The 25276-nt window shown below is 49.8% G+C and carries 30 protein-coding genes and 1 pseudogene; 5 read left to right on the top strand and 26 right to left on the bottom strand.

All coding sequences use genetic code 11. The features are described 5' to 3' along the window. Window positions 1-65 precede the first annotated feature (65 nt). From ELR57_RS05250 to ELR57_RS05235, 4 genes are all read right to left on the bottom strand, one after another. Window positions 66-605: a VanZ family protein gene (locus ELR57_RS05250; protein WP_126957976.1), complete on the bottom strand. Its 540-nt coding sequence runs from the start codon at window positions 603-605 to the stop codon at window positions 66-68. 1 nt (window position 606) lies between these two features. Beyond that, entirely contained in the window at window positions 607-1470 is an 864-nt protein-coding gene (locus ELR57_RS05245; protein ID WP_126957975.1) for a M15 family metallopeptidase, read from the bottom strand. Between the two features lie 82 nt (window positions 1471-1552). Beyond that, window positions 1553-2662 (bottom strand): sensor histidine kinase, encoded by a 1110-nt coding sequence (locus ELR57_RS05240; protein WP_126957974.1) that lies wholly within the window; start codon window positions 2660-2662, stop codon window positions 1553-1555. Beyond that, window positions 2655-3344, bottom strand: coding sequence for a response regulator transcription factor (locus ELR57_RS05235; protein WP_126957973.1), 690 nt, complete (start codon window positions 3342-3344; stop codon window positions 2655-2657). The genes ELR57_RS05240 and ELR57_RS05235 overlap by 8 nt, the downstream gene beginning before the upstream one ends. Window positions 3345-3511: 167 nt before the next feature. On the opposite strand from ELR57_RS05235, the gene ELR57_RS05230 reads away from it, so the two are divergent. Next, a complete protein-coding gene (locus tag ELR57_RS05230; RefSeq protein ID WP_158629937.1) occupies window positions 3512-4498 on the top strand; it encodes a copper amine oxidase N-terminal domain-containing protein in 987 nt (328 codons plus the stop codon). Between the two features lie 80 nt (window positions 4499-4578). Here ELR57_RS05230 and ELR57_RS05225 read toward each other — a convergent pair whose 3' ends face one another. From ELR57_RS05225 to ELR57_RS05170, 12 genes and pseudogenes are all read right to left on the bottom strand, one after another. Next, entirely contained in the window at window positions 4579-5145 is a 567-nt protein-coding gene (locus tag ELR57_RS05225) for a GNAT family N-acetyltransferase (RefSeq protein WP_126957971.1), read from the bottom strand. A gap of 24 nt (window positions 5146-5169) precedes the next feature. Further along, the gene (locus ELR57_RS05220; protein ID WP_126957970.1) at window positions 5170-5616 is read right to left on the bottom strand and encodes an aminoacyl-tRNA deacylase; all 447 of its coding nucleotides are present in this window, start codon (window positions 5614-5616) and stop codon (window positions 5170-5172) included. Window positions 5617-5667: 51 nt separating this feature from the next. Then, window positions 5668-6132: a hypothetical protein gene (locus ELR57_RS05215; protein ID WP_126957969.1), complete on the bottom strand. Its 465-nt coding sequence runs from the start codon at window positions 6130-6132 to the stop codon at window positions 5668-5670. Between the two features lie 324 nt (window positions 6133-6456). Continuing rightward, a complete protein-coding gene (locus tag ELR57_RS05210) occupies window positions 6457-6891 on the bottom strand; it encodes a hypothetical protein (protein ID WP_126957968.1) in 435 nt (144 codons plus the stop codon). A 32-nt stretch (window positions 6892-6923) separates the two neighbouring features. Further along, window positions 6924-7310: a tautomerase family protein gene (locus tag ELR57_RS05205; RefSeq protein ID WP_126957967.1), complete on the bottom strand. Its 387-nt coding sequence runs from the start codon at window positions 7308-7310 to the stop codon at window positions 6924-6926. 16 nt (window positions 7311-7326) lie between these two features. Next, window positions 7327-7857: a hypothetical protein gene (locus ELR57_RS05200; protein WP_126957966.1), complete on the bottom strand. Its 531-nt coding sequence runs from the start codon at window positions 7855-7857 to the stop codon at window positions 7327-7329. 19 nt (window positions 7858-7876) lie between these two features. Then, window positions 7877-8341, bottom strand: a pseudogene (locus ELR57_RS05195) (GNAT family N-acetyltransferase). Between the two features lie 25 nt (window positions 8342-8366). Next, the gene (lepB, locus tag ELR57_RS05190) at window positions 8367-8861 is read right to left on the bottom strand and encodes a signal peptidase I (RefSeq protein WP_238162410.1); all 495 of its coding nucleotides are present in this window, start codon (window positions 8859-8861) and stop codon (window positions 8367-8369) included. 75 nt (window positions 8862-8936) lie between these two features. Further along, window positions 8937-9566, bottom strand: coding sequence for a pyridoxamine 5'-phosphate oxidase family protein (locus tag ELR57_RS05185; RefSeq protein WP_126957965.1), 630 nt, complete (start codon window positions 9564-9566; stop codon window positions 8937-8939). A 176-nt stretch (window positions 9567-9742) separates the two neighbouring features. Next, window positions 9743-10219 carry an inositol monophosphatase family protein gene (locus ELR57_RS28575; protein ID WP_158629936.1) on the bottom strand — a complete coding sequence of 159 codons (477 nt, stop codon included), beginning with the start codon at window positions 10217-10219 and terminating at the stop codon, window positions 9743-9745. 136 nt (window positions 10220-10355) lie between these two features. After that, window positions 10356-10757 (bottom strand): hypothetical protein, encoded by a 402-nt coding sequence (locus ELR57_RS05175; RefSeq protein WP_126957964.1) that lies wholly within the window; start codon window positions 10755-10757, stop codon window positions 10356-10358. A gap of 304 nt (window positions 10758-11061) precedes the next feature. Then, window positions 11062-11901 (bottom strand): PHP domain-containing protein, encoded by an 840-nt coding sequence (locus tag ELR57_RS05170; protein ID WP_126957963.1) that lies wholly within the window; start codon window positions 11899-11901, stop codon window positions 11062-11064. Window positions 11902-12276: 375 nt separating this feature from the next. Here ELR57_RS05170 and ELR57_RS05165 point away from each other — a divergent pair, with 375 nt between their 5' ends. After that, window positions 12277-12522 carry a hypothetical protein gene (locus ELR57_RS05165; RefSeq protein WP_126957962.1) on the top strand — a complete coding sequence of 82 codons (246 nt, stop codon included), beginning with the start codon at window positions 12277-12279 and terminating at the stop codon, window positions 12520-12522. A gap of 123 nt (window positions 12523-12645) precedes the next feature. Here ELR57_RS05165 and ELR57_RS05160 read toward each other — a convergent pair whose 3' ends face one another. Next, entirely contained in the window at window positions 12646-13056 is a 411-nt protein-coding gene (locus ELR57_RS05160) for a VOC family protein (RefSeq protein ID WP_126957961.1), read from the bottom strand. Between the two features lie 1018 nt (window positions 13057-14074). Here ELR57_RS05160 and ELR57_RS05155 point away from each other — a divergent pair. Both ELR57_RS05155 and ELR57_RS05150 read left to right on the top strand, forming a co-directional pair. Further along, window positions 14075-15022: a phosphodiester glycosidase family protein gene (locus tag ELR57_RS05155; RefSeq protein WP_126957960.1), complete on the top strand. Its 948-nt coding sequence runs from the start codon at window positions 14075-14077 to the stop codon at window positions 15020-15022. Window positions 15023-15035: 13 nt separating this feature from the next. Further along, window positions 15036-16046 (top strand): bifunctional glycosyltransferase family 2/GtrA family protein, encoded by a 1011-nt coding sequence (locus ELR57_RS05150; RefSeq protein WP_126957959.1) that lies wholly within the window; start codon window positions 15036-15038, stop codon window positions 16044-16046. A gap of 39 nt (window positions 16047-16085) precedes the next feature. Here the strand turns inward: ELR57_RS05150 and ELR57_RS05145 are convergent, their stop codons facing one another. Beyond that, window positions 16086-16289 (bottom strand): helix-hairpin-helix domain-containing protein, encoded by a 204-nt coding sequence (locus ELR57_RS05145; protein ID WP_126957958.1) that lies wholly within the window; start codon window positions 16287-16289, stop codon window positions 16086-16088. A 15-nt stretch (window positions 16290-16304) separates the two neighbouring features. Then, window positions 16305-16931, bottom strand: a complete 627-nt coding sequence (locus ELR57_RS05140; RefSeq protein ID WP_238162409.1) for a TetR/AcrR family transcriptional regulator — start codon at window positions 16929-16931, stop codon at window positions 16305-16307. 281 nt (window positions 16932-17212) lie between these two features. On the opposite strand from ELR57_RS05140, the gene ELR57_RS05135 reads away from it, so the two are divergent. Continuing rightward, the gene (locus ELR57_RS05135; protein WP_126958294.1) at window positions 17213-18652 is read left to right on the top strand and encodes a DHA2 family efflux MFS transporter permease subunit; all 1440 of its coding nucleotides are present in this window, start codon (window positions 17213-17215) and stop codon (window positions 18650-18652) included. Between the two features lie 60 nt (window positions 18653-18712). Here ELR57_RS05135 and ELR57_RS05130 read toward each other — a convergent pair whose 3' ends face one another. The 7 genes from ELR57_RS05130 to ELR57_RS05100 all read right to left on the bottom strand — a co-directional run bounded on the left by ELR57_RS05130 (window position 18713) and on the right by ELR57_RS05100 (window position 25233). After that, window positions 18713-19039, bottom strand: a complete 327-nt coding sequence (locus tag ELR57_RS05130) for a hypothetical protein (protein ID WP_126957956.1) — start codon at window positions 19037-19039, stop codon at window positions 18713-18715. Between the two features lie 21 nt (window positions 19040-19060). Continuing rightward, on the bottom strand, window positions 19061-19288 hold the full coding sequence (locus ELR57_RS05125) for a hypothetical protein (RefSeq protein ID WP_126957955.1): 228 nt from the start codon (window positions 19286-19288) through the stop codon (window positions 19061-19063). Between the two features lie 193 nt (window positions 19289-19481). Next, entirely contained in the window at window positions 19482-20528 is a 1047-nt protein-coding gene (locus ELR57_RS05120) for an ABC transporter substrate-binding protein (protein WP_126957954.1), read from the bottom strand. A gap of 28 nt (window positions 20529-20556) precedes the next feature. Next, entirely contained in the window at window positions 20557-21522 is a 966-nt protein-coding gene (gene yjfF / locus ELR57_RS05115) for a galactofuranose ABC transporter, permease protein YjfF (RefSeq protein ID WP_126957953.1), read from the bottom strand. Further along, window positions 21512-22555: an ABC transporter permease gene (locus tag ELR57_RS05110; RefSeq protein ID WP_126957952.1), complete on the bottom strand. Its 1044-nt coding sequence runs from the start codon at window positions 22553-22555 to the stop codon at window positions 21512-21514. Before ELR57_RS05110 ends, yjfF begins: the two co-directional genes overlap by 11 nt. Before the next feature lie 4 nt (window positions 22556-22559). Next, window positions 22560-24071: a sugar ABC transporter ATP-binding protein gene (locus tag ELR57_RS05105; protein ID WP_126957951.1), complete on the bottom strand. Its 1512-nt coding sequence runs from the start codon at window positions 24069-24071 to the stop codon at window positions 22560-22562. A 94-nt stretch (window positions 24072-24165) separates the two neighbouring features. Next, window positions 24166-25233: an ABC transporter substrate-binding protein gene (locus ELR57_RS05100; protein ID WP_126957950.1), complete on the bottom strand. Its 1068-nt coding sequence runs from the start codon at window positions 25231-25233 to the stop codon at window positions 24166-24168. Window positions 25234-25276: the final 43 nt, after the last annotated feature.

Here is a 25276-nt window from a genome sequence, read left to right as displayed (position 1 = left end):
GAATGGCCATCAGCCCCTTCGATATCCAACCCAATCAGAGAAACAGGCTTTCGCCTGCTTCCCGCCTACAAGAGGCGGGGAGCGGCGGAAGCCTGTTTTTCTTGCGGCGGATCCTTGGGCATAAGATTCTTGTCGAGCGCTTGAGCCGCGCGTATCATCGCGTATCCCAGAACGCCTCCGGATGTATTCAGGATCATATCGTCCACGTCGAAGGTACCGATCGAGAACACCAGTTGGGACGTCTCCAAGCCCAGACTGATCATGAAGCCGATGAGCAAGGTCATCAGGAAGCCGCGTCCTAGTCCGAGCCGGATCAAGATTCCCGCCGGCACGAACAAAGCGATATTGCCGAACAGGTTCAGGTAGTCCGTCGAATAGGACAGATGATGCATATTCTGCCTAATCGTATCTCCCGGAATCAGGTTGCCGAACTCCAAGCCCCGCTTCAGCCTCTCCGGATCCTCGATCGCGCGCCGAAGCTGCTCCATCAGAAAAGGAGGGTTCGGCGTCCCGAACTTGAACAGAATGATTTTGACAAGCAGATAGAAATAAACGATGGACACCAGAAGCAGGATCAGCCGGAATACGCTATTCTTCTTAGCCATCTCACGCCGCCTCCTTCAGAGGGACCGTTACGATCACGCCGCCGGAATTATCCCCGGAGATCGTATATCGGCCTTCCGCCGGAACCGGAACGTCCGTCTTCTTGGATACGGACACGTATTCGATCTGGTAATGGACTCCGTTCGCCTTGGCGAAGATGGTCTTCTTCTCCTTCAAGTACGCCAGGTATTCCTCCAGGACGAAGTTCTTCTCCTTCATGATCAGGCTGTGCGGAAGGCCGACGTAACGGAAGTGCCAAGGCTCGTACTGAATGCCCGTGGTGCCGGACTTATCCTTCGGATAACGAAGAACGAACCCATACTTCCAGGCATTCTTCTTCAGCCATTTGCCCTCGGACGACTGATCGATCCCCCCGGCCGTCGAGCCTATGTCGAGCGACAGCCCCAGATTATGCTCGCTGTGTCCCGCCGGCAGCGCATAGTCCGGCCCCTTCTCCTCGAACAGCTTATCCTGTTCGGAATTGTTCCGGTACCCGCTGCTGATTCGAAAATGCTTGACGCCGTCGCGGGCGGCAGCCGCCGTCATCTGCTCGAACTTGAGCGCGACCTCCTTGGATAATTCCAGCGAAGGATCCAGCAGCGCGAACCCTTCCGTCAGCTCCGGGTGTTCTCCCAGACGGATGATATCGTCCGGCAGAGCCTCCGGGCGAATGGCCTTCTCCCGGTTCACCAGCACGAGATCTCCTTGATAAACCTGGTCCTTTCCTACTTCCAGCGTGGTCCAATTCTGCGCATAGGCCAGCTTGGTATTCGTCCCTTCGCTAACCTGCGTATCGGATGCGCCGAAGCCGCTAAAACTGCAGCCCGACAGCAAGATAAAGGCGGACGCCAAAAACCACTTCCTCATCGACAGCAACTCCCTTGAACATGGTTCCTTAAGAGTAAGGGAAATTGTTTAATGAAGAAGTGGGGAAAATTTTAAGTTTTTCTTAAACTCCGTCCGTGCGAGGTTCGTGAGGCAATCGGACCTGGAACGCCGTTCGGGTCACGCTGCTCTCCGCGGAGATGGAGCCTCCGTGCTGCTCGACGATATTCTTCGCGATGAACAGGCCAAGCCCCGTGCTGCCGCCTTGGTGAGTACGCGCGCGATCCCCGGTATAGAACATATCGAACAGATACGGAAGCTCCTCTTCCGGGATCCAGCTTCCGTAGTTGACGACCCTCACGACGACTTCCGCGGGCTCCTCCACGCACTCGATATCGACGAACTGGCCGTCTCTTCCGTAATGCGCCGCATTCATCAACAGATTCTCGAACACGCGGGCCAGCAGGTCCCCCTGCGCCATGATCATAAGATGAGGAGGGACGTTAAACCTCGCCGTAAGTCCGTTCTTCTCGAATACGGGGTACAGCTCTTCTCCCAACTGGCTGAGCAGCTCGGCGAGATCGATAGGCTTCTTCTCGATCGTTACCTTGCCGTAGTTCATCCGCGTAATCTCGAACAGCTCCTCGACGAGCCCCTCCAATCGACGGGACTTCGTGTAGGCGACGTTGGTGTAATGCTTCATCTGTTCATCGGTCAGGTCGTTGTTATGGAGAATAAAATCCAGATAGCCGATGACCGACGTCAGCGGCGTTCGAATGTCATGCGCCAGATTCAGCACCAACTGGTCCTTGCTGCTCTCCGCGAAATCCCCTCTCTCCACCGCCATTTTCAGCATGGCCCCGGCCCGGTTGATGTCCTCCGCGATGATCTCGAATTCGTCGTTCGTGCGGATCTCCAGCCTCGTCGAGAAGTCGCCGCCCGCGAGCTGATGAATCCCTTCGGACAGCTGCTTGAAGTAGCGAACGTAAGGCTTCGTGTATAAGTAGAAGAACAAGACCGCCAGCGGGAGGAAAATAAGCAGAAAGAAGTTGAGGTCCCCCACCGTGTTCAGGACCGATCGCAGCAGATCCATCGTATCGCCGACGCGGGCGTTCTTGCGATAGTAGTTCTGCAGCAGCCGGTAGAGCATGTACGTCAACACTCCGGACGTAAGCATGCTGAGTCCGAAGATGACGAGAATGTTCGTTCGGAAGCTTCTTCTCTCTTTAGCCATTGAACGTGTACCCTACTCCCCAGATGGTCTTGATCCACTTGTCCTTGTCCTCGCCTAGCTTCTTCCGAAGCGTACGGATATGGACCATGACCGTGTTGCCGCCTTCGTAGTAAGCCTCGCCCCACAGCTGCCGGAACAGATTGTCCGCGCTGAATACTTTGTTCGGGTGGCTGGCCAGGAGATGCAGAATATCGAATTCCTTCGGCGTCAGCTCGATCGGCTGCCCGTAACGGGCGACCGACCTCTTGTCGGGATCGATCGTCAGTCCGGCGATCTCGATGACCGGCGAGCCGGCCGCCGCCGGCTGGCTCAACTGCATGGAACGGCGAAGCTGCGCCTTGACCCGGGCGACCAGCTCCATCGGGTTGAACGGCTTCGTCATGTAATCGTCCGCTCCGATGACCAGCCCCGTAATCTTGTCCATGTCGGACGTCTTCGCGCTTAGGAATATTATCGGCATGTGCGCTTGTTCGCGGATCAAGCGAGTCGCTTCCAGCCCGTCCATCTTCGGCATCATGACATCCAGAATCGCCAGGTCGATCGGATGGGATTGCACGGCTTGCAGCGCTTCCTTCCCGTCGGCCGCCTTCAGGATCCGATAGCCTTCCTTCTCCAGATGGATCGCCACCAGGTCCGCGATCTCTTGGTCGTCGTCCGCTATTAATATCGTGATAGGTCTCATGATTTCTCGTCCACTCCTGCTTCCAATTACCTTCCATTGTAGCTTGTTTAGAAGAATCATGCACGTCCATCAAAGCTCTCATGGATCATATTGGGTCCATTGCAACTTTCGCCCAGCGCATGCGTCTAATCAGTCGATCTTGTTATCTTGAGATAGAGAGGAAAATAATGATGCGTCCGTTTAGAAAAAAGTTCTTCTTGATCATGCTGCTTGGGCTAGTTGCGTCGAGCTTTGGAGGTACCGCAAACGCGGCAGCGCCAGCTCTTCAGCTGTCGGTAAGCGGGAAGCTGGTGAAAAGCGAACTGTCGCCGATTGCGGTTGGTGGCAGCGTGCTCGTCCCGCTTCGGACGGTGTCCGATGCCCTTGGCGCCACGCTGAGCTTTACGGCTTCCACCAACACCGCCACCATCGGAAAGTGGCAGACAAGCGTTGCGCTGACCGCAGGCAGCGGCATCGCTAAGGTGACGCGTTGGACTCAGGAGCCGGCGGAGCTTAAACTTACTTCCGTTCCCAAGATCATCAATGGAAGGATGTACGTCCCGATTCGCTTCTTGTCCGAGACTTTCGGGTATGTCGTCTATTACTCCGGCGGTACGGTGTTCATTCGCCCTCCCATTAACCCTGCCGATCAAGCAACGTTAACCTCCGGGTCACTGGAGGATGCGCGGCAGCTGATGATCAAGCTGGTCTTCGGAAGTGCGCTTCGCTCCGAGCCGGAACCGCTGAAGCCGAACCATACGAGCGAATATTACGGCTTCTCTTATCTGTTCCCCAGAGGCGAGGCGCTTCGCTTCTACTACTTCGAAGACGATACGGTCCGCTGGATCGAATATCGGGAAGGCTTCCTGGTTGCGACTTATCAGGCTCGCCTGAATGAAGACGATCCGGTCCGTCTCTTCCTCCAGGGCAAGTGGACGGAAGCGCGAGGTTCGACCCCATCGCCAGGTAAAGACGGGTTCTATTACTACTCCTATGGCTACTCGGGAGATAACAGGGAGGAATCGAGCGGCCAGGTCGATGCCGGCGGTAAGCTCGACGTCACCGCTTATTACCGCAAATACGGCCCTCCCGAGCTCAACATCGGGCAGATCGCCTATTCCCTTCCAGGGGAAGCGCGAGCAGAGCGGGTCAAGATCGACGTTCCTCAGGTTTAAGTAGAACTGCGACGCAATCCAAAAAAGGCGGGGCCGGGATAGCCTCCGGCACCGCCGATCTTCTCAATCACCCTTCAAATTCACCCTTCCAATTCATCCTTAATAATGGAATACAACTTGACGTCTTGAAGCTCATCTTTAGCCCACACATATCGTCTTAACAATCCTTCAAACTTCATGCCGCTTTTCTCCATGACTTTGGCGGAGCCCAGGTTGTCCGGATGGCATCTCGCTTCCACTCTCACGAGTTCCAGCTCTTTGAATGAGAATTCAAGAATTCGCCTGACGACTTCCGTCATGATCCCCATGTTCCAATACCGGTTGGACAATACATACCCGACTTCGGCTCTTAAACAAGGATTGTTCCAATTCACGAAACTGCAGCTTCCAATCAATCGTTTGGTTTCTTTGTATTCGATTCCCCACGGACCGACCTTTTCCTCTTCATATCGTTTCCGAACAAAATCAATGAATCCTTTCGTATCGTCCTTATTCCGGTGGTAATCCCACGTTGTATATCTGGATACTTCCGGTACGGAACAATATTCATACATGTCGTCCACATCGGAACGAGTGATTGGCCTCAACAAGATGCGATCCGTCTCAAGAATCGGAAAGCTCTCAAAATGGTCTTCGATTCGCTTCACGCTGTCACCTCATTTTTTGACGAGCTAACGAACAAATGCGACAATCTGGTTTAATTTCTCTACATCGCCTGGCCCTATCTTTAATGTCGAGTTAGAAGACCCCGTCCCCCCATAAATAAAGGCATAGCGATTTAATTGACGATCTATAATCGTAGGCAATTCATGCCCTATTAAAGGAACGCTCCCAATCTTAAATCCTGTCATATGCTCTACTTCCTGCGGACTGGCGAGTTTTAAATCCTCGCATTGCAAGATAGCTTTAATCTCCTCGAGATCGATTCGACCGTAGTCCCCTGAAATAATAATGGCGTAGTAACTTTTTTCCGATTTTAACACCAAAGTGGGAGCTGTCTGTCCAATCTCGATCCCCAGATATTCAGCCCCTTCTTTTGCCGTTTTTAAGGCTTTTTCATGATTGATTATTTCAAAAGCGATTTTATGCTCGTTAAGGATCTTTTCTAATGGACTCATTTATAAGGTTCTCCTTTCAAAATTCCCCAACCATCCTCAGCCAATCTAAACTCAAGCTCTCAATATCTTTTCTTTTATTAATTTATTCGCTTCTTCTCTGGTCGAAGCCGGCCCAAATACGTAACCGTCGATCCGGTATCTCTCATCGATGGCATCAAGCTTTAGCCAGATATCCTTGATATCTCTTGATACATAGACAGTTCCAATTGTTCTTAGATTTGCGCCGTTTGTTTCCATGAGTGGATAGAAAAAGTGCGTTCTGTTATCTCTAAGCTTAATGTGATATTTGAGGTCCTTGTCTACCGTTATTTCCCCGAGTATAAGGTCTCCCCCAAAAGGATCCCTATGTAATTTCCCTTTCAGCGTAATTGATGTCTTCTGTTCGAATCCCTCTTCGAAGGAATAAATAACGGACGCAAATTCCTTATTAATGGGTTTTGGCTTTAAATAGGCGAAAGTAACCAGCCCGATTGCTACTACAAGCAAACCTAAGATTATTAGGAGTTTTCTCTTCATGTGATATTACCTCAAAGACTTTTGTGTTTACTTTTCCATCGTAAAACTCTCACGAAAATAACGCCGACAATGATGTATATTAAAATAACCCAAAATGAAAATACGTTTGGATTCTCAGTGGCCGTTATCCAGAGTGGCGGCGAATTGGTATTCCACGAATTGAGCATGTGGGGGTCAAAATGATTCTCACGATACACGATGGCCCAAATTTGATAAATCTTTGATGTTACATAACCTACAACCAATCCAATCAATGCTCCTAAATAATAGTGCGGGTGAATCTTCCCCATAAGTCCCATAACCCACCTCTCTTCGCCACATAGTTTAGAACCTCTCGCTTACTAACCAATCTTTTGCTTGATCAATACTTGAAAAATAGTTGATGCCTAAACTGGAAACCTCTTTAGTCAACCTTTTCCTAATGTTATTCTTTGCGGTTCTATTAGCGCCAACTATTGCAATCTTAAAAATATTTTGACTCGACCTGGAAAGGCTTTCCGTCATATATCCTGCTATTTCATATGTAACAGCTGTCCCGTCTATATGATACAACACACGAAATTGTTTATTTTTAGTTCTCATTAAGTCCTCATTATTACTAATCTTTTCTCTAATTAAATGAATATCCGAACCAAGATTATCTATGCACGATACCCAAATTTCCCCTCCATTATGATGGAGTAAGAAAGATGGCCTTAAATCTGGCACGCTTTTTAATTGTTTTTTGAAAATGGCTCGAAGCCCATTCCGAATATTCATTTTTTCTCCTCAAGACAGCCGTTATATTAGTTTTATACATCGACCTTATAATTTAGCGTTAACTCATCTCCGGGCAATCCTCTAATTCCCCAGTTACTCTTTGGCGTCTCGAAAATGGTGATTTCAATATCATTAACATCGAATCCAAGCACCTGGAGCCTCTCATAAATCAACCTAATCAGTTTCTTTTTCACTTCGTCCGATCTGCCTTCAAACATGCTTATTTCAATTATTGTATACCTCTGAGATCGATCATCGGGGTAATTAACATCATCGTTATTCATCAAAATAAAACGATGAAATCGCTTGTCTTCAGGCAGCTTCAATGCGTCTACTAGACATGAATGCAGGATCTCTGAAAATTGTGTCTGACATGGTTTTAAAGATTCAAAGATCCCATAAATCTTTACTTGTGCCATCGAAGCTCACCCTCTTCTAGGACCTTAATTCTTTAATGTAGTTGTAAACGTTCTTAATTTCACTTAGCTCCAACCCTTTTTGCAGCTTTTCAACAATGAATTTATGATCATCCGATCTCGCTTGTAATTCTTCCTTATAGTTCTCGTCGTAGTCGTTTATAAAATCCAGTTCATTTTTATAGATATCGAACCTTTCTAGAATATACAATTCCTTAAGCTCGATGAATAAAGATAATAAGTCGTTTAGATTTCTTGCAACTAATTTAACTTCATTGCCAAAATCCATTGGTTGAATAAATACGATTGGAGCATCTTCTAAATCATCGACTGCCCCACTCTTTGTTAGAAAAGCAAAATGGTCCCCATCCACACCTGTACGTCCTAAAATTATCGCGTCATCGGGTGTACAATCGTATCTATCTTCATCATTATTAAATGAGAGGATCAAACCCATATATTCCTCAAGGGAACTATTTTGTTCTTGTAATTCCTTATCGATTTGAGTCAGTACTTTTAAGGCCTTCGGTTCAGCGTATAATCTAGACAAAATTGTTCCTCCTCATCCGCTAGCTCAGATCCATTCTAAGCCTTATCATGTCCCGACATTGGATTCCGTCTTCAAAGATCTCTTCCTCCTAATTCCTAATAAAATAATCATGATCGATTCCAATCATTCTAAATCCGCATTTCTGATACAGCTTTAACTGATGAATGCTTGAATTACCAGTCCCTATTTCAATTGAATTTGCGTTAAGTTCCTTAGTAACCTCAATCGCCTTTAACAGCAATTTCTTTCCGATTCCTTTTCCTTGATGCTTCTCACTGACTGCTATGTTTACGATCTCGTATGTTCTGGGATGCGTTTGAATTAATACGAACACCCCAACGAGTTCTTTCCTATGAAAGGCTAAATAACAATGGCTGCGATTCAGATATTCATCTATAAGTTCTTTAGAAGGATCTGCGAGCAAAAGTAGATCGTAAGGGATGCTGTCTTGGTTTGGATTCAGTAAAACAAAATTAATCTCCATAGCTTGTGGATGCTTCCTTCCTGATTTACTGATAAAGATAATGTGTCGGTATATTGAGTATTACTTTCCCGATTAAGTCTTTTCTTTCTACAAACGGCACGTCCCATGCATGTGAATCAAAACTATCATTGCGATTATCTCCTAGAAAGAAATATTCGTTCTCCGGTACGCTCACGGGTCCGTAAGTATAGTTCATTGGCTCCTTCACATACGGTTCAATTACTTTTTCATTATTTCTATACAGAGTCCCATCCTTAATTTCGATAATGTCTCCAGGCATTCCGATTAACCTCTTTACCAACCTTTTAGCTCCTTCAATTTTAACCGGCGGGTAAAAAACAATAATATCTCCATGATGTATTTCGGTTACCGGCATTACCTTCTCTACAACTATTCGATCATGAATCCTTATCGTAGGAATCATTGAACCCGAAGGTACTACCATCGCTTCAACAATGTAAGTACGAACAACTAATGAAACGATAATTGCGATCATAAAACTAGGCAGCCATTGTTTCATGAATCTTTTCATCTAAGTCACCTCAGTCTAATTTCTTGATGAATCCTGTTTAACTCCTTTGCAAATCCATGTATTCTAATACAGTCTTTTGGTGTAACTCTCGTGCAATGCCTTCGATACTTCTTCTTCGGATAATCCTATTTGCTTAGCATGAGCAGAAATCATTCGAGCTACATTAGGCAACTTGTCCTTGTTCACCCAAGAATTCGCGTCCCACACGCTGGATCTTTTAAAAGCTTTAGCACAATGAACATAACACTCTTCAATTAGAATACCTATTCCTAGTAGAGGTACTTTTCCATTGACCTGCATATGTAATAGTAGTTCGCTGTCTTTTATAATTTGAGCTTGTCCATTTATTCTTAATGTCTCTTCTAGTCCTGGAATAAGAAATATTAAACCTACTTTGGGGTTCTTTATTATATTTCTCAGTGTATCCATTCTTCTATTACCAGGTCTTTCAGGAATAACGATTCGCTTATCATCTAAGATATAAACAAATCCTGGCGCATCCCCTCTGGGGGATACATCGCAAAATCCCTGATCGTCTGAAGACGAAATAAATACCAATGGAGAAAGAGAGATGAAATCACTACAATGTGAATCCAAATGATGAATGACTTTATGATTGACAAGTTCACTCGGATAACCGACTAAATTCCTTAACTCCTCTTCGGAATTAACAACATTATTAAAGTCGAACATTTTATTTGCACCTACTTTTGTGTTTTACACAATAGCCCTTTAATCAATTGCTCGCTGAATAGAATGAAATGACTCCGATTACTGCAAAAACAGTAAGAATAGTACCTATGCTTATTATTCCTATAATTAACTTTCTACTCATCTTTACCGGCCCCTCCTTATCGATCTCGGATTTGTTACTTCAACGACTTTGATGTACGTAATAGGTTAAGGAGTTCTTCATAGATGCCTGGATTGGCACTAATAAATTCTTCTCCAAATAAATCCTGTGGTACGTCATAAGGTACAGCTCCCACGTGGCCTGTAATCATACCAGCCTCTCGTGCGATTAGACCAGCCGCAGCGACATCCCATGGGGCTAAACTCTCTGTATGTGCATCCAGCTTTCCAGATGCTACATAACAAATGTCTATTGCGGGCGCAGCCAAACGACGAATGTCTCTACAGTGGGTGGTTAGGATATTTACTCTTGCAAGAGCCGGATGTACTTTTGCTTTATCGTGGGGGAATCCGGTTCCATCTACCGCAATTGTTGCAGAGATAGCAAAATGCGGAATGTGTTGCGGGTACGAACTGGAGATTGCATCGCGTATTGTCTTATCAGATGCAAGGTCTGCTGAGGTTACAAGCTCTCCCGCACTCTTATATGTCACTTCAACCTGTGACTTCGTCTTTAATTCGATAATTTTTTCCCTGCAAATTCAACCACTTTCTCCGCAAATTTCGACCATTCAATTGCATCTTCCCTCACTTTAAGACTCTCCCCTCCTTTAACGTCGATCTTCAATATCAAAGCCACGATTTTACATTCTTTATATTTATCACTGCTTTCGTTATCTTATAATAATGTAATTCAATCTCTGTATTTTCATCTATGTCCTTCAATAGATCTTTATTTACCCAGAACTTCTTATACTCGCCATCAATAGTGTTTATTTTTATGATGTTGCCTTTCTTAAAATCCACTCTACCAAATACGGTCAAATAATCTTTTCTTACCAGATCAAGTGAAGTAATGATTGCAATAAAAATAAATATTAGATTTGGAATTAATAGCAACAAAATAAGCCAGTTAGGCCTATCCTCTAGTACATTGATAACTATTTGTATCGAAGAATTGAAAATCATTATTAATGAAAAAAACAGTAATAACTGAAGCGATTTTTTAGCTTTACTCTTATTCTCTTTCATTATGTATTCCTTTCATTTCGAGTTGCTGTCAATTAGTCTTTAATCAAGTCCTCATCAAAGCCCTTATTCGGAATTGTATACCATTCAAATCCATTTTTCACTACTTCTTTCCAACAAATAGGCTCCTTGATCTATTTCTTTCGACCAGGAGCAATAATTGAATATCTTCGGATCAAGGGGCCGTTCGGACTTTAGATGAAGTTACCAGACTACTCCGAAATCACTTACGGAAGTGCACCAAGATTCTAGAATCATTAGTCATTCCTCAATATAATAATAAATTCATTGTATTTGGACGGAAGTGTTAACCCAGAATCTCAATATCTTGCAAATTCAACTTACTATAATCAACCTTAATTGCCCCCATCTCATAGATCACATCTGTCCTATTATTAAATCCACCGTGGTCATCGTTGCCTATGGTTATTAGCAGATTATTCTTTTGACAAAAGTCTATAAGAGCATTTGTTGTATCTTCTGTATGAGTTGTGTAATAACATTCAAAACCATCTGCGCCCATGTCTTTAAGTTTTTTCAAACGAGGTTCTATTTCAGAAAGATTATTCTTCATTGTTTCTCCGATATGGGCAATAACTGCTTTACCATTCGCGTTATGTATTACATTGATTACATATTCTATTGATGGAAATGAATTTTTGGGTTTAATATTATATTCCCTGATGAGTTTAAAAAAACCAGGAACATCCATAACCAAGTTTTTGCTTTTTAAGTAGTCAATCCCCTTCCAACCACCGTTTTTTGGATTTCGATTGTAAGAATTGAACTCTTCAATACTAACTTCCTTATAGTCAACACTTATCTTTTTTATTAATTCTAAATCAAGATCCGCATAAACCGTCTCGCATTGTTTGCATGTCTCAATTATCTCTTTATTTTCAAAATCGAAGCCATACGCGAGGACATGAAATTCTTTATCTTCAAATGTGGTAGAGATTTCAGCTCCTCGTATTAATTTAATATGGTTAGCTTTACAGAGAGGTATAAGCTCGTTATAAGCTGCTGTTGTGTTGTGGTCGCTTACGCATAATAAGTCAATGCCGAGCTCTCTTGCCCTCTTAACAATGTTCTCAGGAGAACGGGTACTATCGGAATAGTGCGAATGCATATGTAAGTCTGCATACATGATATTTCACCTTCACCTCTAACTTGAATTTGTATTTACTTTACGGACAATATGAAATGATAAAATTAAAACCGCAATATGCGGTTTTGTCAGAACGCTTGTGGTTATAACAGTCCCTTTGTTTGGAGTAGTTCATATTTATTATTTGGAATACTGCGTAATAAGATGTGTTCGCTGCTTCCACTTCCCTGCCATTCGCTTCTAGCGGTTCAACGCATCAGAGCCTGCGGCTCCTCGGTCCGCTTCGCCGTATCCTAATGTGAAGCTAATTAGCAGCTTCTCTGAATAAACTCTACTAAATTTTAAATATTAATTTATTTCAAAGAATTTCCGAATAATTTAATATCTATTTTATGATTCGAGGTGTTTTCCGAATTGAACAAACGATTTTTGGTACTTAAATATCTTCAAATTTCATTATATACCCTCAAAACTGTGACTTATGGTGCAATGGCTTTATTTACTTATACTCAAATCCAAATGAAAGGGCTACATGCTCCCGAAGACGTAATGAACCTAATTGATGGGCCTCTAGGGAGAATAATTATAGCCGCTGCTGTTCTTGAAGCAATACATAATTTCATTGGACTTGCAAAACGAATTTATTCAAGAAACACTTAAAAATCTTATACGACGATTTCTTATAACGTTCATGTGTTCACGACGTCCAACTCCCTTAAGCCCGAAGGGCGGCCGCGATGCGGTTAGGGAGTTGGATGATCCTTGTTGGATCATTAGATAAGTTCAAAAACAACAAACACCCATATAATGCCCGTTTATTTCATAGAAATTAAAATATTGCAGGTTACCTTCATCTATTATTTGTTCTTCAGTAAAGCCATACTTAGAGAGGATTTGATGAGCCCTTCCAATTTCATTTGTATAAAAGTTCATATATGGATGTTTCTGTCCATTCTTAGTAAAACAAAGTGGAGAAAAATTTTCTGATTCTACAAGCGTGATCATCGCTTGTCCAATTTCAATGTTTGCCGATTTTCCTTCTTCTAATGATTTTGAAACGTTTAAAGCGGCATATCCGCTTTCTTCTTTCCAAACCAAAGCGCAACCAAGCATTTCAACATACCAATTAATAGATTCCTCTAAATTAGAAACAGGTATGAAATTACAATCGATTCTTTGAAATACACTATTCAAAAGATCATCTCCTAATTATTTAGCTCTTGGTCCGTTTCATAGAACGTTCCTGTATCCACGACGTCCCACCGACTTAAGGCTGCGCCAGCAGTCGGCCGTGATGCGGTTAGTCGGTACGGATGTGTCCGCCTGATTCACTCCCCTGCCCATCCCCTTCTGGCTGACCGAGGAGCCGTCAGGCTCCGAAGCGTGGATATGATGTTATATGAAGTCCTAGACTTCTTCGAACATCCTTACAAATAATATTAATTCCTTTTAATTCATTAATAGATCACTCTTGTTTGTCATTCCCAATTGCCCTTCATTTACTTGAAAATAATCACTTTGGTTTATAAATTCTATTGCTCTGAATCGATTATTCAAATAATTTTAATATTTCAATAAGGCTTTCATTTAATAAGATCTATTCCCTTAATAAGGCTAGTTTTATCATCATAAGTAATAATACTGATACCAAAAGTGATACTCCACCCCAAAGCATAATATTTATTGTGAAGCTAAAGACAAGATCATCATCTAGAGATTTATAAAAATAACCAACTAATAAAGTAATTACTACGGCTATGACATACAAGACTATTAAACCGATTGCAGAGTAATTTAAAATATTACGGATTTTCTCATTTTTGCTGATCTTAATCACCTCACTTTCAAGGATTTCATATAATGTCTTATTTACGATCTTCATCATTCCTTCAATATATTACATATTCGCGTAAAAATTGTACTTTCCTGTCCTTTCGATGAATAACAACTGCTGCCGTTGTTACAGCATGAATTGGTTACGAACCCCCGATCGGCTCGCGTCGTATCGGGTACTTCCCCATCGCGCCAAATAATCCGTCCAACCTAGAGGAACGGATTTTTTGCATTACCACAAATGTCTCGTACGCATGCCCCCGCTCGATTCCTTCCGCGTTTTAGCCTACCTTCAGCTTCTCCTCAGACGGAATTCAGGAACCGCCTCCATAATGGCTCTACCGCTAAGGTTTATCGCAACAGCCAAGGAGTGATCATCATGCAGCGAATGCGCACAAGAACCAAAGTTATTCTCATCATCGCCGTTATCCTCGCGATCTTAGGCGGCATCGCCTATAAACTGGCGGATCGATACTTAATCGAGCACGTACAGGTCGTTGTCGATCCCAAAGTTCAAGCGACGGCCGACTCCGGAACCGCAGGAGGGGATTCACCTGCATCAACCGGCCAGGTTGAATCCGACGACTGGAATTACAAGAGCGACAAAGAGACGATCAGCATCAAGAAAGTGGAGACCGGCTCCGGAAGCGACAGGATCACTTACTACGTGGCGGACGTCGTCGTGAAGGATGCTTCGAGCTTGCTGACAGCCTTCGCCAAGGATTCGTTCGGAACGAACATCGTTCAGGATACGTCGACGATCGCGTCCAACCACAACGCTATTTTCGCCATTAATGGGGATTATTACGGCTTCCGGGATACCGGCGTCGTTATCCGCAACGGTCAATTGTATCGGGATGAGCCTGCCCGCGACGGATTCGCCACATTGGCGGACGGTACCATGATGTCCTATGACGAAGAAGAAGTTTCCTCTTCCGAGCTGCTGTCCGAAGGCGTCACGAACACTTTCTCCTTCGGTCCGACTCTCGTGAAGAACGGCGAGATCGCCGGTGATTTCGACAAGGTGAAGATCGACACGAACTTCGGCAACCGTTCCATCCAGAACGCGAATCCCCGTACCGGAATCGGGATGATCTCCCCTAACCATTATGCGTTCGTCGTCGTCGACGGGCGCAGCAGCGGCTACAGCCGAGGGATGACTCTCGATGAATTCGCTAAGCTGTTCGTCGATCTAGGCGCGACCGAAGCGTACAACCTCGATGGCGGCGGCTCCTCGACGATGTACTTTAACGGCAGAGTCGTAAACGATCCTCTAGGCAAAGGCAACGAACGCGGAGTCAGCGACATCATTTATCTTGCGGAATAAGGAGGCCAACCACATGACGATCTTAATCCCCTCCTACGAACCGGACGAGCGCCTCCTCGGACTCATCCATTCCTTAAAGACGGATGACAACCCCTCCATCCTTATCGTAGACGACGGAAGCGGAGAAGACTATCGGGAGATCTTCGAATCGGCGCGGGAGGCTGGATGCACCGTCGTCACCCACCCGACCAATCAAGGGAAGGGACGTGCCCTCAAGACCGGATTCGACTATATCCGCCAGAACGATTGCACGGAAGGCGTCATCTGCGCGGACAGCGACGGGCAGCATCTGCCCAAGGACATTATGCGCGTCGCTCATGCGGTTAGGGAGAACCCGAAACATATCGTGCTCGGCAGCCGAAGGTTCACGGGTAAGGTTCCCGCTAGAAGCCGATTCGGCAATACGGCGACCCGGATGGTCTATTCCGTCGCGACCGGAACTCCGATTCGCGACACTCAAACCGGACTCCGAGGCTATTCTTCCGATATGCTGGACTGGTTATGCCGCATTCCCGGCGAACGGTTCGAATACGAGATGAACATGCTGCTGGAATCCAAGTCGGCGGGGTATCCCTTGCTTGAGGTTCCGATCGACACCGTCTACCTGGAAGAAAATAAATCCTCCCACTTCCGTCCGTTGATCGATTCGGCGAGAATCTATTTTCCTTTTATCAAATTCTGCTTCTCTTCCGGCTTCTCGGCCATTCTGGACTTTATCCTTCTGTTCCTGATACAGGCCATGGGCGGCAGCCTGCTGTTGTCGGTCCTAGGCGCCAGAGTCGGGAGCTCCCTCTTCAACTTCGCCGTGAACCGCAGATTCGTATTCGCCAAGCAGGGCGAACGGTCGGCGAAACGAGCCGCTTCCCGCTATTACGCGCTTGTCGTCCTCCTCCTAATCTGCAACTACGGCCTTTTGTATGCATTCAGCGAGAGCATCGGAATTCCGTTATTCTGGGCCAAGCTCATGACGGAAGCCCTCCTGTTCGCAATCAGCTTCATGGCGCAGCGAAAGTTCGTGTATTAACGAAGAAGAACCCTCCATCGCCCGATGGAGGGTTCTGTTCTAGGTCTCTCGGAAGGAGAGGCCGCGCTCGGACAGCTCCTGGCGGAGCAAGTCCAACGCCTTCGGTCCCATTCCGTGCAAGGCGAGAAGCTCGGTCTCGCTTCTAAGGGTTAGCTGCTCAAGATGCGCGATTCCGGCATTCGCGAGAGCCCTTATTGCCGGCCGGGCTAGCTTGGCGGGCCATGGCGAATCGATTCGGCTCACTGTCGCATCCCCTCCTCACTTCCGCTCGATTCGCTCAATGGACGACATATCGAAATGATGCGGCATCATCAGCGACAGCTGCTGAGCCAAATAACGCGGGGTATAAGGCATCCCGGATCGAAGCCAGGAATTGATCGTGCCGATCAGCGCGGCGGAACCGAACCAGATCGCGATATCCTTCGGGATCTCCGACTTCGCGAGGAAGGAATCCTTGCCGATATTCTCCACTTGGTTCGTGATGATCCCCACCAGCGGCTTCAGCAGACGGTCCGTAAATACCGGAGAACGCTTATAAGCCAGGATGACCGTGTAGAACTTCGAATTCTCGGCGATATGCTCGAGAAGTCGGACGAGCAGCGGCCAATCCTCCTGTTCCGGATTCGCCGGCTTCGAGTTCGGCTGCGGGCTTCTCAAGAAGCTGTAGATGTTCTCCATCATCTCGTCCGCCATCTTCTCCTGCATGTCCGGAATGTCCCGGTAATGAAGATAGAACGTCACCCGGTTGATCGTCGCTCGTTCCGCGATTTTGTTCACCGAGATTTTCTCCAGGTCCATCTCGTGAAGCAGGTCAATGAAGGCTTCCTTGATCAAATGCCGAGTTCGAAGGATCCGAGGATCTGTTTTGGAAGATGCGTTGCTCAATTGGCGGCCCATCCCTTCTATCCTTAAGCTACAAATTCGGCGCTATGCGTTGAAGTTTCTCTTGCTAGATGACGTTTAACCCGATACCTGTCAATTAGTTTACAGATCGTCTCGATTCGTCGCTTGTAAATGGAGGGATTCGGTCTATAATCTAATTCATACCTCGTCAATTATACTACAGAGTGTAAACTAGCTACAAGAGAGAGAAAGGATGGAGAAGGTTGAGTACCGCTAAAGCAAGCATTGGTTTGGACATTAAGAAAGGCCCGATCTTATTCATTATGATTCTGGGGGCTTTCCTGGCGACGTTGAATCAGACGGTCATGACCGTTGCCGTTCCGGAATTGATGAAGGACTTCGACATCGTCGCTTCGACGGCCCAATGGCTGACCACCGGCTACATGCTGGTAAACGGGGTCTTGGTGCCGATCACGGCGTTCTTCATGAGAAGGTTCTCCACTCGCCAGCTGTTCCAGGCGTCCATGTTGATTTTCCTGGCAGGCACGATCGTGTCGGCAATCGCGACGAACTTCCCGGTTCTGCTGGTCGGACGGATGATTCAAGCGGCAGGCGCCGGCATTATCATGCCATTGCTGATGAACGTCATCCTGACGCTCTTCCCGCCGGAGAAGCGCGGAGCGGCGATGGGCATGGTCGGGTTCGCCATTATTTTCGCGCCGGCGATCGGACCTACCCTGGCCGGTTACATCCTCGAGAACTTCGCCTGGGAGACGATGTTCTACGGCATGATTCCGCTGGCGCTGATCGTCATCCTCTGCGGCTTCGTTTACCTTCGGAACGTATCGGAACCCGCTCCCGCCAAGCTGGACGTATGGAGCGTCGCGCTGTCGACCATCGGGTTCGGCGCGGTATTGTACGGATTCAGCAGCGCCGGAAGCGCAGGCTGGGGGAGCGCCGAGGTTCTTCTATCGATCTCTGTAGGCCTTGTCGCCCTCGTCTGGTTCACGCTGCGGCAATTGTTCGCTAAGGAACCGCTTCTGGACCTGAGAGCCTTCAAGTACAATATGTTCTCGCTCACGACGGTAATCAATATCTCGGTTACGATGGTGATGTACGCGGACATGATGCTTCTGCCGCTTTACCTTCAGAATACCCGCGGCTACTCGGCCATCGAGTCCGGCTTGCTTCTGCTTCCCGGCGCGCTCGTGATGGGCTTTCTGATGCCGGTAACCGGAAGGCTGTTCGACCGCTTCGGGGCCAAGTGGCTTGCCGTTATCGGACTTCTGATTACGATCGGGACCACGCTGGGCTTCGTCAACCTGTCGGACTCGACGAGCTACACGTACATTCTTCTTATGTCCACCGCCCGCCGGATCGGCATGGCCTTGTTCATGATGCCGATTCAGACCGCCGGCCTTAACCAGCTGCCGCAAAGGCTCAATGCTCACGGCACCGCTATCTCCAACACGGTACGGCAGGTCGCCGGCGCTGTCGGCACTTCCTTGCTGGTGACGATCATGGCTAACCGCACCGCGACCCATGCCAAGGATATGGCAGCCTCCGGTGCAGCGAGCGGATTGACGAAGGAGCAATTGATCAACCATGCGACGATCGAGGGCATCAACGACGCTTACCTGGTCATCGTAGCCATCGGCGCGGTCGGCTTGCTCCTCTCCTTCTTCATCAAGCGCGTGGCCCATGCGGCGGAAGAGAATGCGGGAGATGCACGGAAGAAGGTTCAAGTACAAGAGCAAGCCTAACAGGGCAGCGGATATACAGATAAGAAAAACGACACCTTCGAGGTGTCGTTTTTGTCTTGCTTAGAATTCCTTCTCCGCACCCATCTGCAGATTCATGGAATCGATATGGCTCTTGGTCTCTTCCGTGCCGAGCCGATTCAGCAGGCCATAAATTTGCTTTAAGGCATAATCGTAACGATCATTCTGGGAATCATGATGATAGGGAATGCCCGGGTAATGCGCCCGGAAGAAGGTGTCCTGGTCGTATTCGTCCAACTCGGCGAACAAATCCTTCAGCTTATCGACTTCCTCCTCGGAGGCGACGATCTCCAGCTCGTAAGGGGCATCTCCCTGGTTGTGCATGATCGTCTTGGATTGTACCGACACGTAATAATGCTTGTTGTCCATGCTCGACTCCTCCTTTGCCGCTTAACGGGTGAACATCGCCAGCACGATCGCCCCAAGAATGACGACAATCGGGAACACCCAATAGGCGATAACCATCGGATTGGCGGCAATGGGATGGCGCACCGTCCCCGAATGGATGCTTTTGTCCAATTCCTTCCCGCCCTGTTTATTAATAAAGTAAATAGAACTTATCAGCGAGAATACGCACACCGCTGCGGCTATGATCAGCAGCCAGGTAACCATCGACATCCCCCGCTTACCTCCTCATCGCTATGATCCTTAGGTTCATTTTCCCTCGGGCAAAAGCTTTCTATGCACAAGGTACGGACGGCAGCGACCGGCTGGCGACTTATGGAGGCGGTGACTGGATCTTGCGTAAGTTTAAACACGACAAAAAGAAGACGGCCTTCATCCGACTGTTGTCGGGAGCCGTCTTCCTTCATTAGAACTTTCGATTGCCGACTTCCTTCGCCGCCCTGTCCTGCGTGAAAATGTCTTCCGGCGGAACCATGCGCTTCGGCAGCGTTCTCCCGGCCATGATCTCCTTGGCAGCCTGCATCAACAACGGGCCTAGCAGCGGGTTGCATTCCACGACGGCGCTCATCTTGCCATCGGCGAGCAGCTGCAGCGCCCGGCGAGAACCGTCTACGGAGACGATCTCGATATCCGCGCCCGGCTTCAGTCCCGCTTCTTCAATGGCCTCGATCGCTCCGATCGCCATATCGTCGTTGTGCGCGAACAGCACTTGCGGCCGCTCCCCGGCGGGAACCTGAAGGAAGCCGCGCATGATCTCCTTGCCCTTGCTCTCCGTGAAGTCGGCGGGAGCGCTCTGGGTGATGACCATGTCTTCTCTGGCGTCGATGACGCTGCGGAAGCCCTCGCCCCGGCGAATGGACGGCGCCGAGCCTGACGTTCCTTGAAGCTCCGCGATCCGGATCGGCCCGGCGCGGTTGCGCATGAGATCCATCAGGTACTTGCCAGCCTTGACCCCTTCTTCCTTGAAGTCCGAGCCGATTGTCGTGACGAACAGGGAGGAATCCTCCACGTTGACGGAGCGGTCCAGGATCACGACGGGAATGCCGGCTTCCTTCGCCTCCTGCAGGATAGACTCCCAACCGGATTCCACGACGGGCGCAATGGCGATGACATCCACCCTCTGACGAATGAATTCGCGAACGGCCTCGAACTGTTTCTCTTGGGATTGCTCCGCGTTCGCCATCACGAGCGTGATTCCCGATTCTTCGGCCGCCTCCTGAACGGATGCGGTGTTCGCGTTCCGCCAGGCGCTCTCGCTGCCAAGCTGCGAGAAGCCGAGCACGATGCGCTTCTCCGACTTGATCGCCGTGGCCGACGACTCCATCCATTCGCTGAGCGAAGGCGGCTTGCTCGGTTCGACGGGCGGGGCGAGCGGAGCGGCGCTCTCCGACGTGCACGCCGGAAGAATTAACAGCAGAAACAAGATGACGAATCCGTATGCTCGACGCTTCATTCGCTCCCCTCCCGTCTGTCCGTTAGCTCTATGATTTGACCGTTATCCTGCGTTCGCTTAACACCCGCTGGAACAAGATAAACACGAACAGCAGCAGTCCGATGACGATCTTCGTCCACCAGGAGCTCAGCGTTCCTTCAAAGCTGATTATAGTTTGGATAACCCCTTGGATCAATACGCCGAGGAAGGTTCCCGCGATATAGCCGACTCCTCCGGTGAGCAGCGTCCCGCCGATGACGACGGCGGCGATGGTATCGAGCTCAAGCCCCATCGCATGCAGGCCGTAGCCCGACAGCATGTAGAAGGTGAAGACGACGCCGGCAAGAGCGGAGCAGAAGCCGCTCAGCGTATAGACCAGGATCTTCGAACGCGCGACGGGAAGCCCCATGAGCAGCGAGGACTGCTCGCTCCCTCCGATCGCGTACACTCGGCGGCCGAATCTCGTGTAATGCGCCAAGAAGACGGCGGCCAGCACGACGACCAGGGCAATGATGACATTGATCGAGACGAACCCGCCCGGCATGCGCACCTTCGTCTGGGCGACCTTCGTGAAGAAGGAATCGGTAATCGTGATCGTATCGATGCTGATGACGTAGCACAAGCCCCGCGCCAGAAACATGCCGGCCAGCGTTACGATAAACGGCTGAATCCGGAAGTAATGGATGATGGCTCCCATCAGCGCCCCGAACAAGGAACCCATGATAAGCACCATCGGGATGACGACGGCCGGCGGCCAGCCATGCTGCTCGACCAAGCTCGCGCTCACCATCGTCGTCAGAGCGATGACCGACCCGACCGACAAGTCGATGCCGCCGGATAGAATGACGAACGTCATCCCCACGGCGGTTATGAGCAGGAACGCGTTGTCGATCAGGAGATTATAAAGCACCTGCATGGAGAAAAACCCGTCGTACCGAAATGATCCCGCGGCGAACATGACCGCGAATAAGCCTAACGTCACGAGAACCGGGACATATTTGCGATTAAGAGACATGGCGGGCGACCTCCTGCTCGGCGGGATAATTCCGTTTGCGCCATCGAATCACGATGGCCTTGCGGAACGACTCCGATTGAATGAGACACACGGCCAGCACGACGAACGCCTTCACGACAAGCGTGATTTCCGGCGGAACGCCAATCGTGTAGATCGTGGTCGTGAGCGTCTGGATGATCAGGGCGCCGATAACCGTCCCCATCAGGTAGAACCGGCCGCCGTTCAGCGAAGTGCCTCCGATGACGACCGCGAGAATCGCGTCCAGCTCATACCAGAGGCCGGCATTGTTGCCGTCCGCGCTGGAGACGTTGGAGCTGAGGATCAGCCCCGCGATGCCGGCGCACAGTCCGCAGAACACGTACACGGACAAGATGACCGTGTTCGACCGGAGTCCCGCTAAGCGGCTCGCTTTGGCGTTGTTGCCGACCGATTCGATGAACAAGCCGAGCGCCGTCCGGCGCGTCAGCAGGGACGCGACGATCAGCACCGCCGCCACGATAAAGATCGAGAAAGGAAGAGCGGCAAGCGATCCGGCTCCGATGTACTCGTAGGAATCGCTGGATACCGTGATGATCTGCCCGCTCGTAATCAGCTGCGCGATTCCGCGTCCCGCCACCATTAAGATCAGCGTGGCGATGATCGGTTGGATGCGCGCGGCGGACACCAAGGCTCCGTTCCATAGGCCCAACACGACGGATAAGCCCACCGATGCGAGCACGGCGCCGACGACGAGAACCAGCGAGCTTTGATCCGAGCTCTTGCTGATCGTCAAGCAAGCCATGGCTCCGGAGATCGCGACGATCGAGCCGACGGACAGGTCGATGCCGCCGGTCGCGATGACGAGCGTCATTCCGATCGAGACCAGAATGAGCGGAGCTCCGAAGTTGAGAATGTCGATAAGGCTGCCGTACAGGTTCCCGTTGCGCACGACAAGCGAGAAGAAGTCGGGCGAATAAATCAAGTTGAAGAGCAACAAGGCCGCCAATACGCATAACGGCCAGAACAGATGATGCCGTACGAGCTTGCTTGCCATGGGGTCAACCTCCTGCCATCGCTTGCATGATTTGCTGCTGATTGATCTGATCGCCGCCGAGCTCCGTCACTTTGCTCCGGTCCCTCAGGACGGCGACGCGGTCGCTTACGCGGATGACCTCTTCCATCTCCGAGGAGATGAAGAGTACCGCCATCCCCTGCTTCGCCAGGGAGAGAACGAGCTTCTGGATCTCCGCCTTGGCGCCGACGTCGATGCCGCGGGTCGGTTCGTCCAGAATGAGCAGCTCCGGCTCGGTCAGCAGCCAGCGGGCGAGCAGTACCTTCTGCTGGTTGCCGCCGCTCAGGTTCTTGATCAGATGCTCCGAATTCTTCGGATTGATGTTGAGCATCTGAATGTACCGCTCCGCGATCTCATCCTGCTTCTTGCGCGAGATCGGGCGGAACCAGCCCCGCGATGCCTGCAGCGCGAGAATGATATTCTCCCGAACCGTCAGGTCGTCGATAATCCCCTCGGTCTTCCGATTCTCCGAGCAGAAGGCGATTCTCTGTTCGATCGCGCTTCGCGGCGATTTGACCGTGGCTCCCGTCGCTCCGACGGTCAGCTTCCCTTCGTCCGGACGATCCGCCCCGAAGATCAGTCGGGCGATCTCCGTTCTTCCGGAGCCGAGAAGCCCCGCCAACCCGACGACCTCTCCCTTGAGAATATCGAGGTCGAACGGCTGAATCGCTCCCCTTCTTCCCAGACCGGACGCGGAGATCATCTTGTTTCCCGCCTGCTTCTTGAATTCGGACGGTAGCTTCGGCAGCTCTTCCAGCAGCTTGAGATCCTTGCCGATCATCTTCAGCACGAGCTCGAATCTCGACAGCTCCGCCGCCATGTATTCACCTTCCCGTTCTCCGTTGCGCAGAACGGTCAGCCGATCGGACATCTCATAGACCTGATCCAGAAAGTGCGTCACGAACAGGATCGCGAGCCCTTCGCTCTTCAGCTTGCGCATGACCGCGAACAGCTGCTTTACTTCGTTCTGGTCCAGGCTGGACGTCGGCTCGTCCAGAATGAGCACCTTGGCCGAGATGCTGAGCGCGCGCGCAATGGCCACGAGCTGCTGAATGGCGACCGAGTAAGACTGCAGCGGCAGCGTCACGTCGATCGACAGATGGAGCCGTTCCTTCAGCAGCAGCTCGGCATCCCGGTTCATTTGCCGCCAAAGGATTCTCCCCAGCTTCCTCGGCTCTCTTCCGATATAAATATTCTCGGCGACGGAGAGATTCGGGCAGAGGTTCACCTCTTGATAAACGGTGCTGATGCCTGCCTTCTGCGCCTCGAGCGGGCTGGCGATCGCGACCGGACGGTCCTCTATCGAGACCGAGCCTTCATCAATGGAATAGACGCCGGTCAGCACCTTGATCAGCGTCGACTTGCCCGCTCCGTTCTCGCCGAGAAGCGCATGAACCTCTCCCGGGAAGAGCCGAAAGTCTACGTTCGACAGCGCCGTAACCCCCGGGAAACGCTTCGTAATGCCCGTCATCTTAAGAATCGGAGATGGATCTGCCATGGAGTTCTCTCCCTTCTATGACGCGAGAAAAGCCACTCGGAGGCGAACAGCCCGATAGAGTGACTTTTCCCTGCGTATCCAAATCTAGCTTCGATTAATATTCGCGGGAAGGAAGAGCTTCCTTCGCCTGCTCGGAGGTGAACGTCGTTTCCTTCGTGACGATGCGCGGCTCGATCTCCTTGCCGTCGACGACGGCTTGAACGGCTTCCATCAGCTGCGGTCCGAGCAGCGGGTTACATTCGACGATAAAGTTGATCTTGCCTTCCGAAGCGGCCGTCATTCCGTCTTTGACCGCGTCAACCGAGATGATGGTAATATCTACGCCCGGCTTGAGGCCTGCGGCTTCGATCGCCTGGATCGCGCCAAGCGCCATGTCGTCGTTATGCGCGTAGAGAACGTCGATATCCTTATGCGCTTTGAGGAACGCTTGCATGACTTCCTTGCCCTTCGCGCGGGTAAAGTCGCCCGTCTGGGACGCGATGATCTTCAGGTGAGAGTTGGCGCCGATTACTTCTTGGAAGCCCGCCTTGCGGTCGTTCGCCGGAGCGGAGCCCGTCGTGCCTTGCAGCTCGACGATGTTGATGTCCTTGTCCGTGTCCTTGTACTTATCCAAGACCCATTGGCCGGCCTTCTTGCCTTCTTCGACGAAGTCGGAGCCGATGAACGTCTTATACAGCGTCTTATCCTGCGAGTCTACCGCGCGGTCCGTCAGGATGACCGGAATGCCCGCGTCCTTCGCTTCCTTCAGCACCGTGTCCCAGCCGGATTCGACGACCGGCGAGAAGGCGATGACGTCCACTTTCTGTTGAATGAAGGAGCGGATCGCCTTGATCTGGTTCTCTTGCTTCTGCTGAGCGTCCGAGAACTTCAGATCGAAGCCCGCGTTCTTGGCCGAATCCTGAATCGACTTCGTATTCGCCGTCCGCCAGCCGCTCTCGGCGCCGACTTGGGAGAACCCGAGCGTAATCTTCTTCGAGCCGGATGTCTCCGCGCTCTGGCTTGGACTCGGGCTTGCGCTTTCGCTGCTCGTCGCCGCCTTGGACGGCTCGGGAGAAGCGGAATTGCTTGCTTGGTTGTTGCCGTTGTTGCTGCCGCAAGCGGCCGTTAATGCGATCAGAGCGGCGAGCGCCAGACCTGTACCCCACTTTTTCTTGCTCTTCATATGGCTAATCCTCCCCATTGTTTCACCGGCCTCGGTGTGACCT

Source organism: Cohnella sp. AR92 (genome assembly GCF_003990975.1).
In the GTDB taxonomy this organism is placed as follows: Bacteria; Bacillota; Bacilli; order Paenibacillales; family Paenibacillaceae; genus Cohnella.
This window is presented reverse-complemented; position numbering and strand designations above follow the sequence as displayed.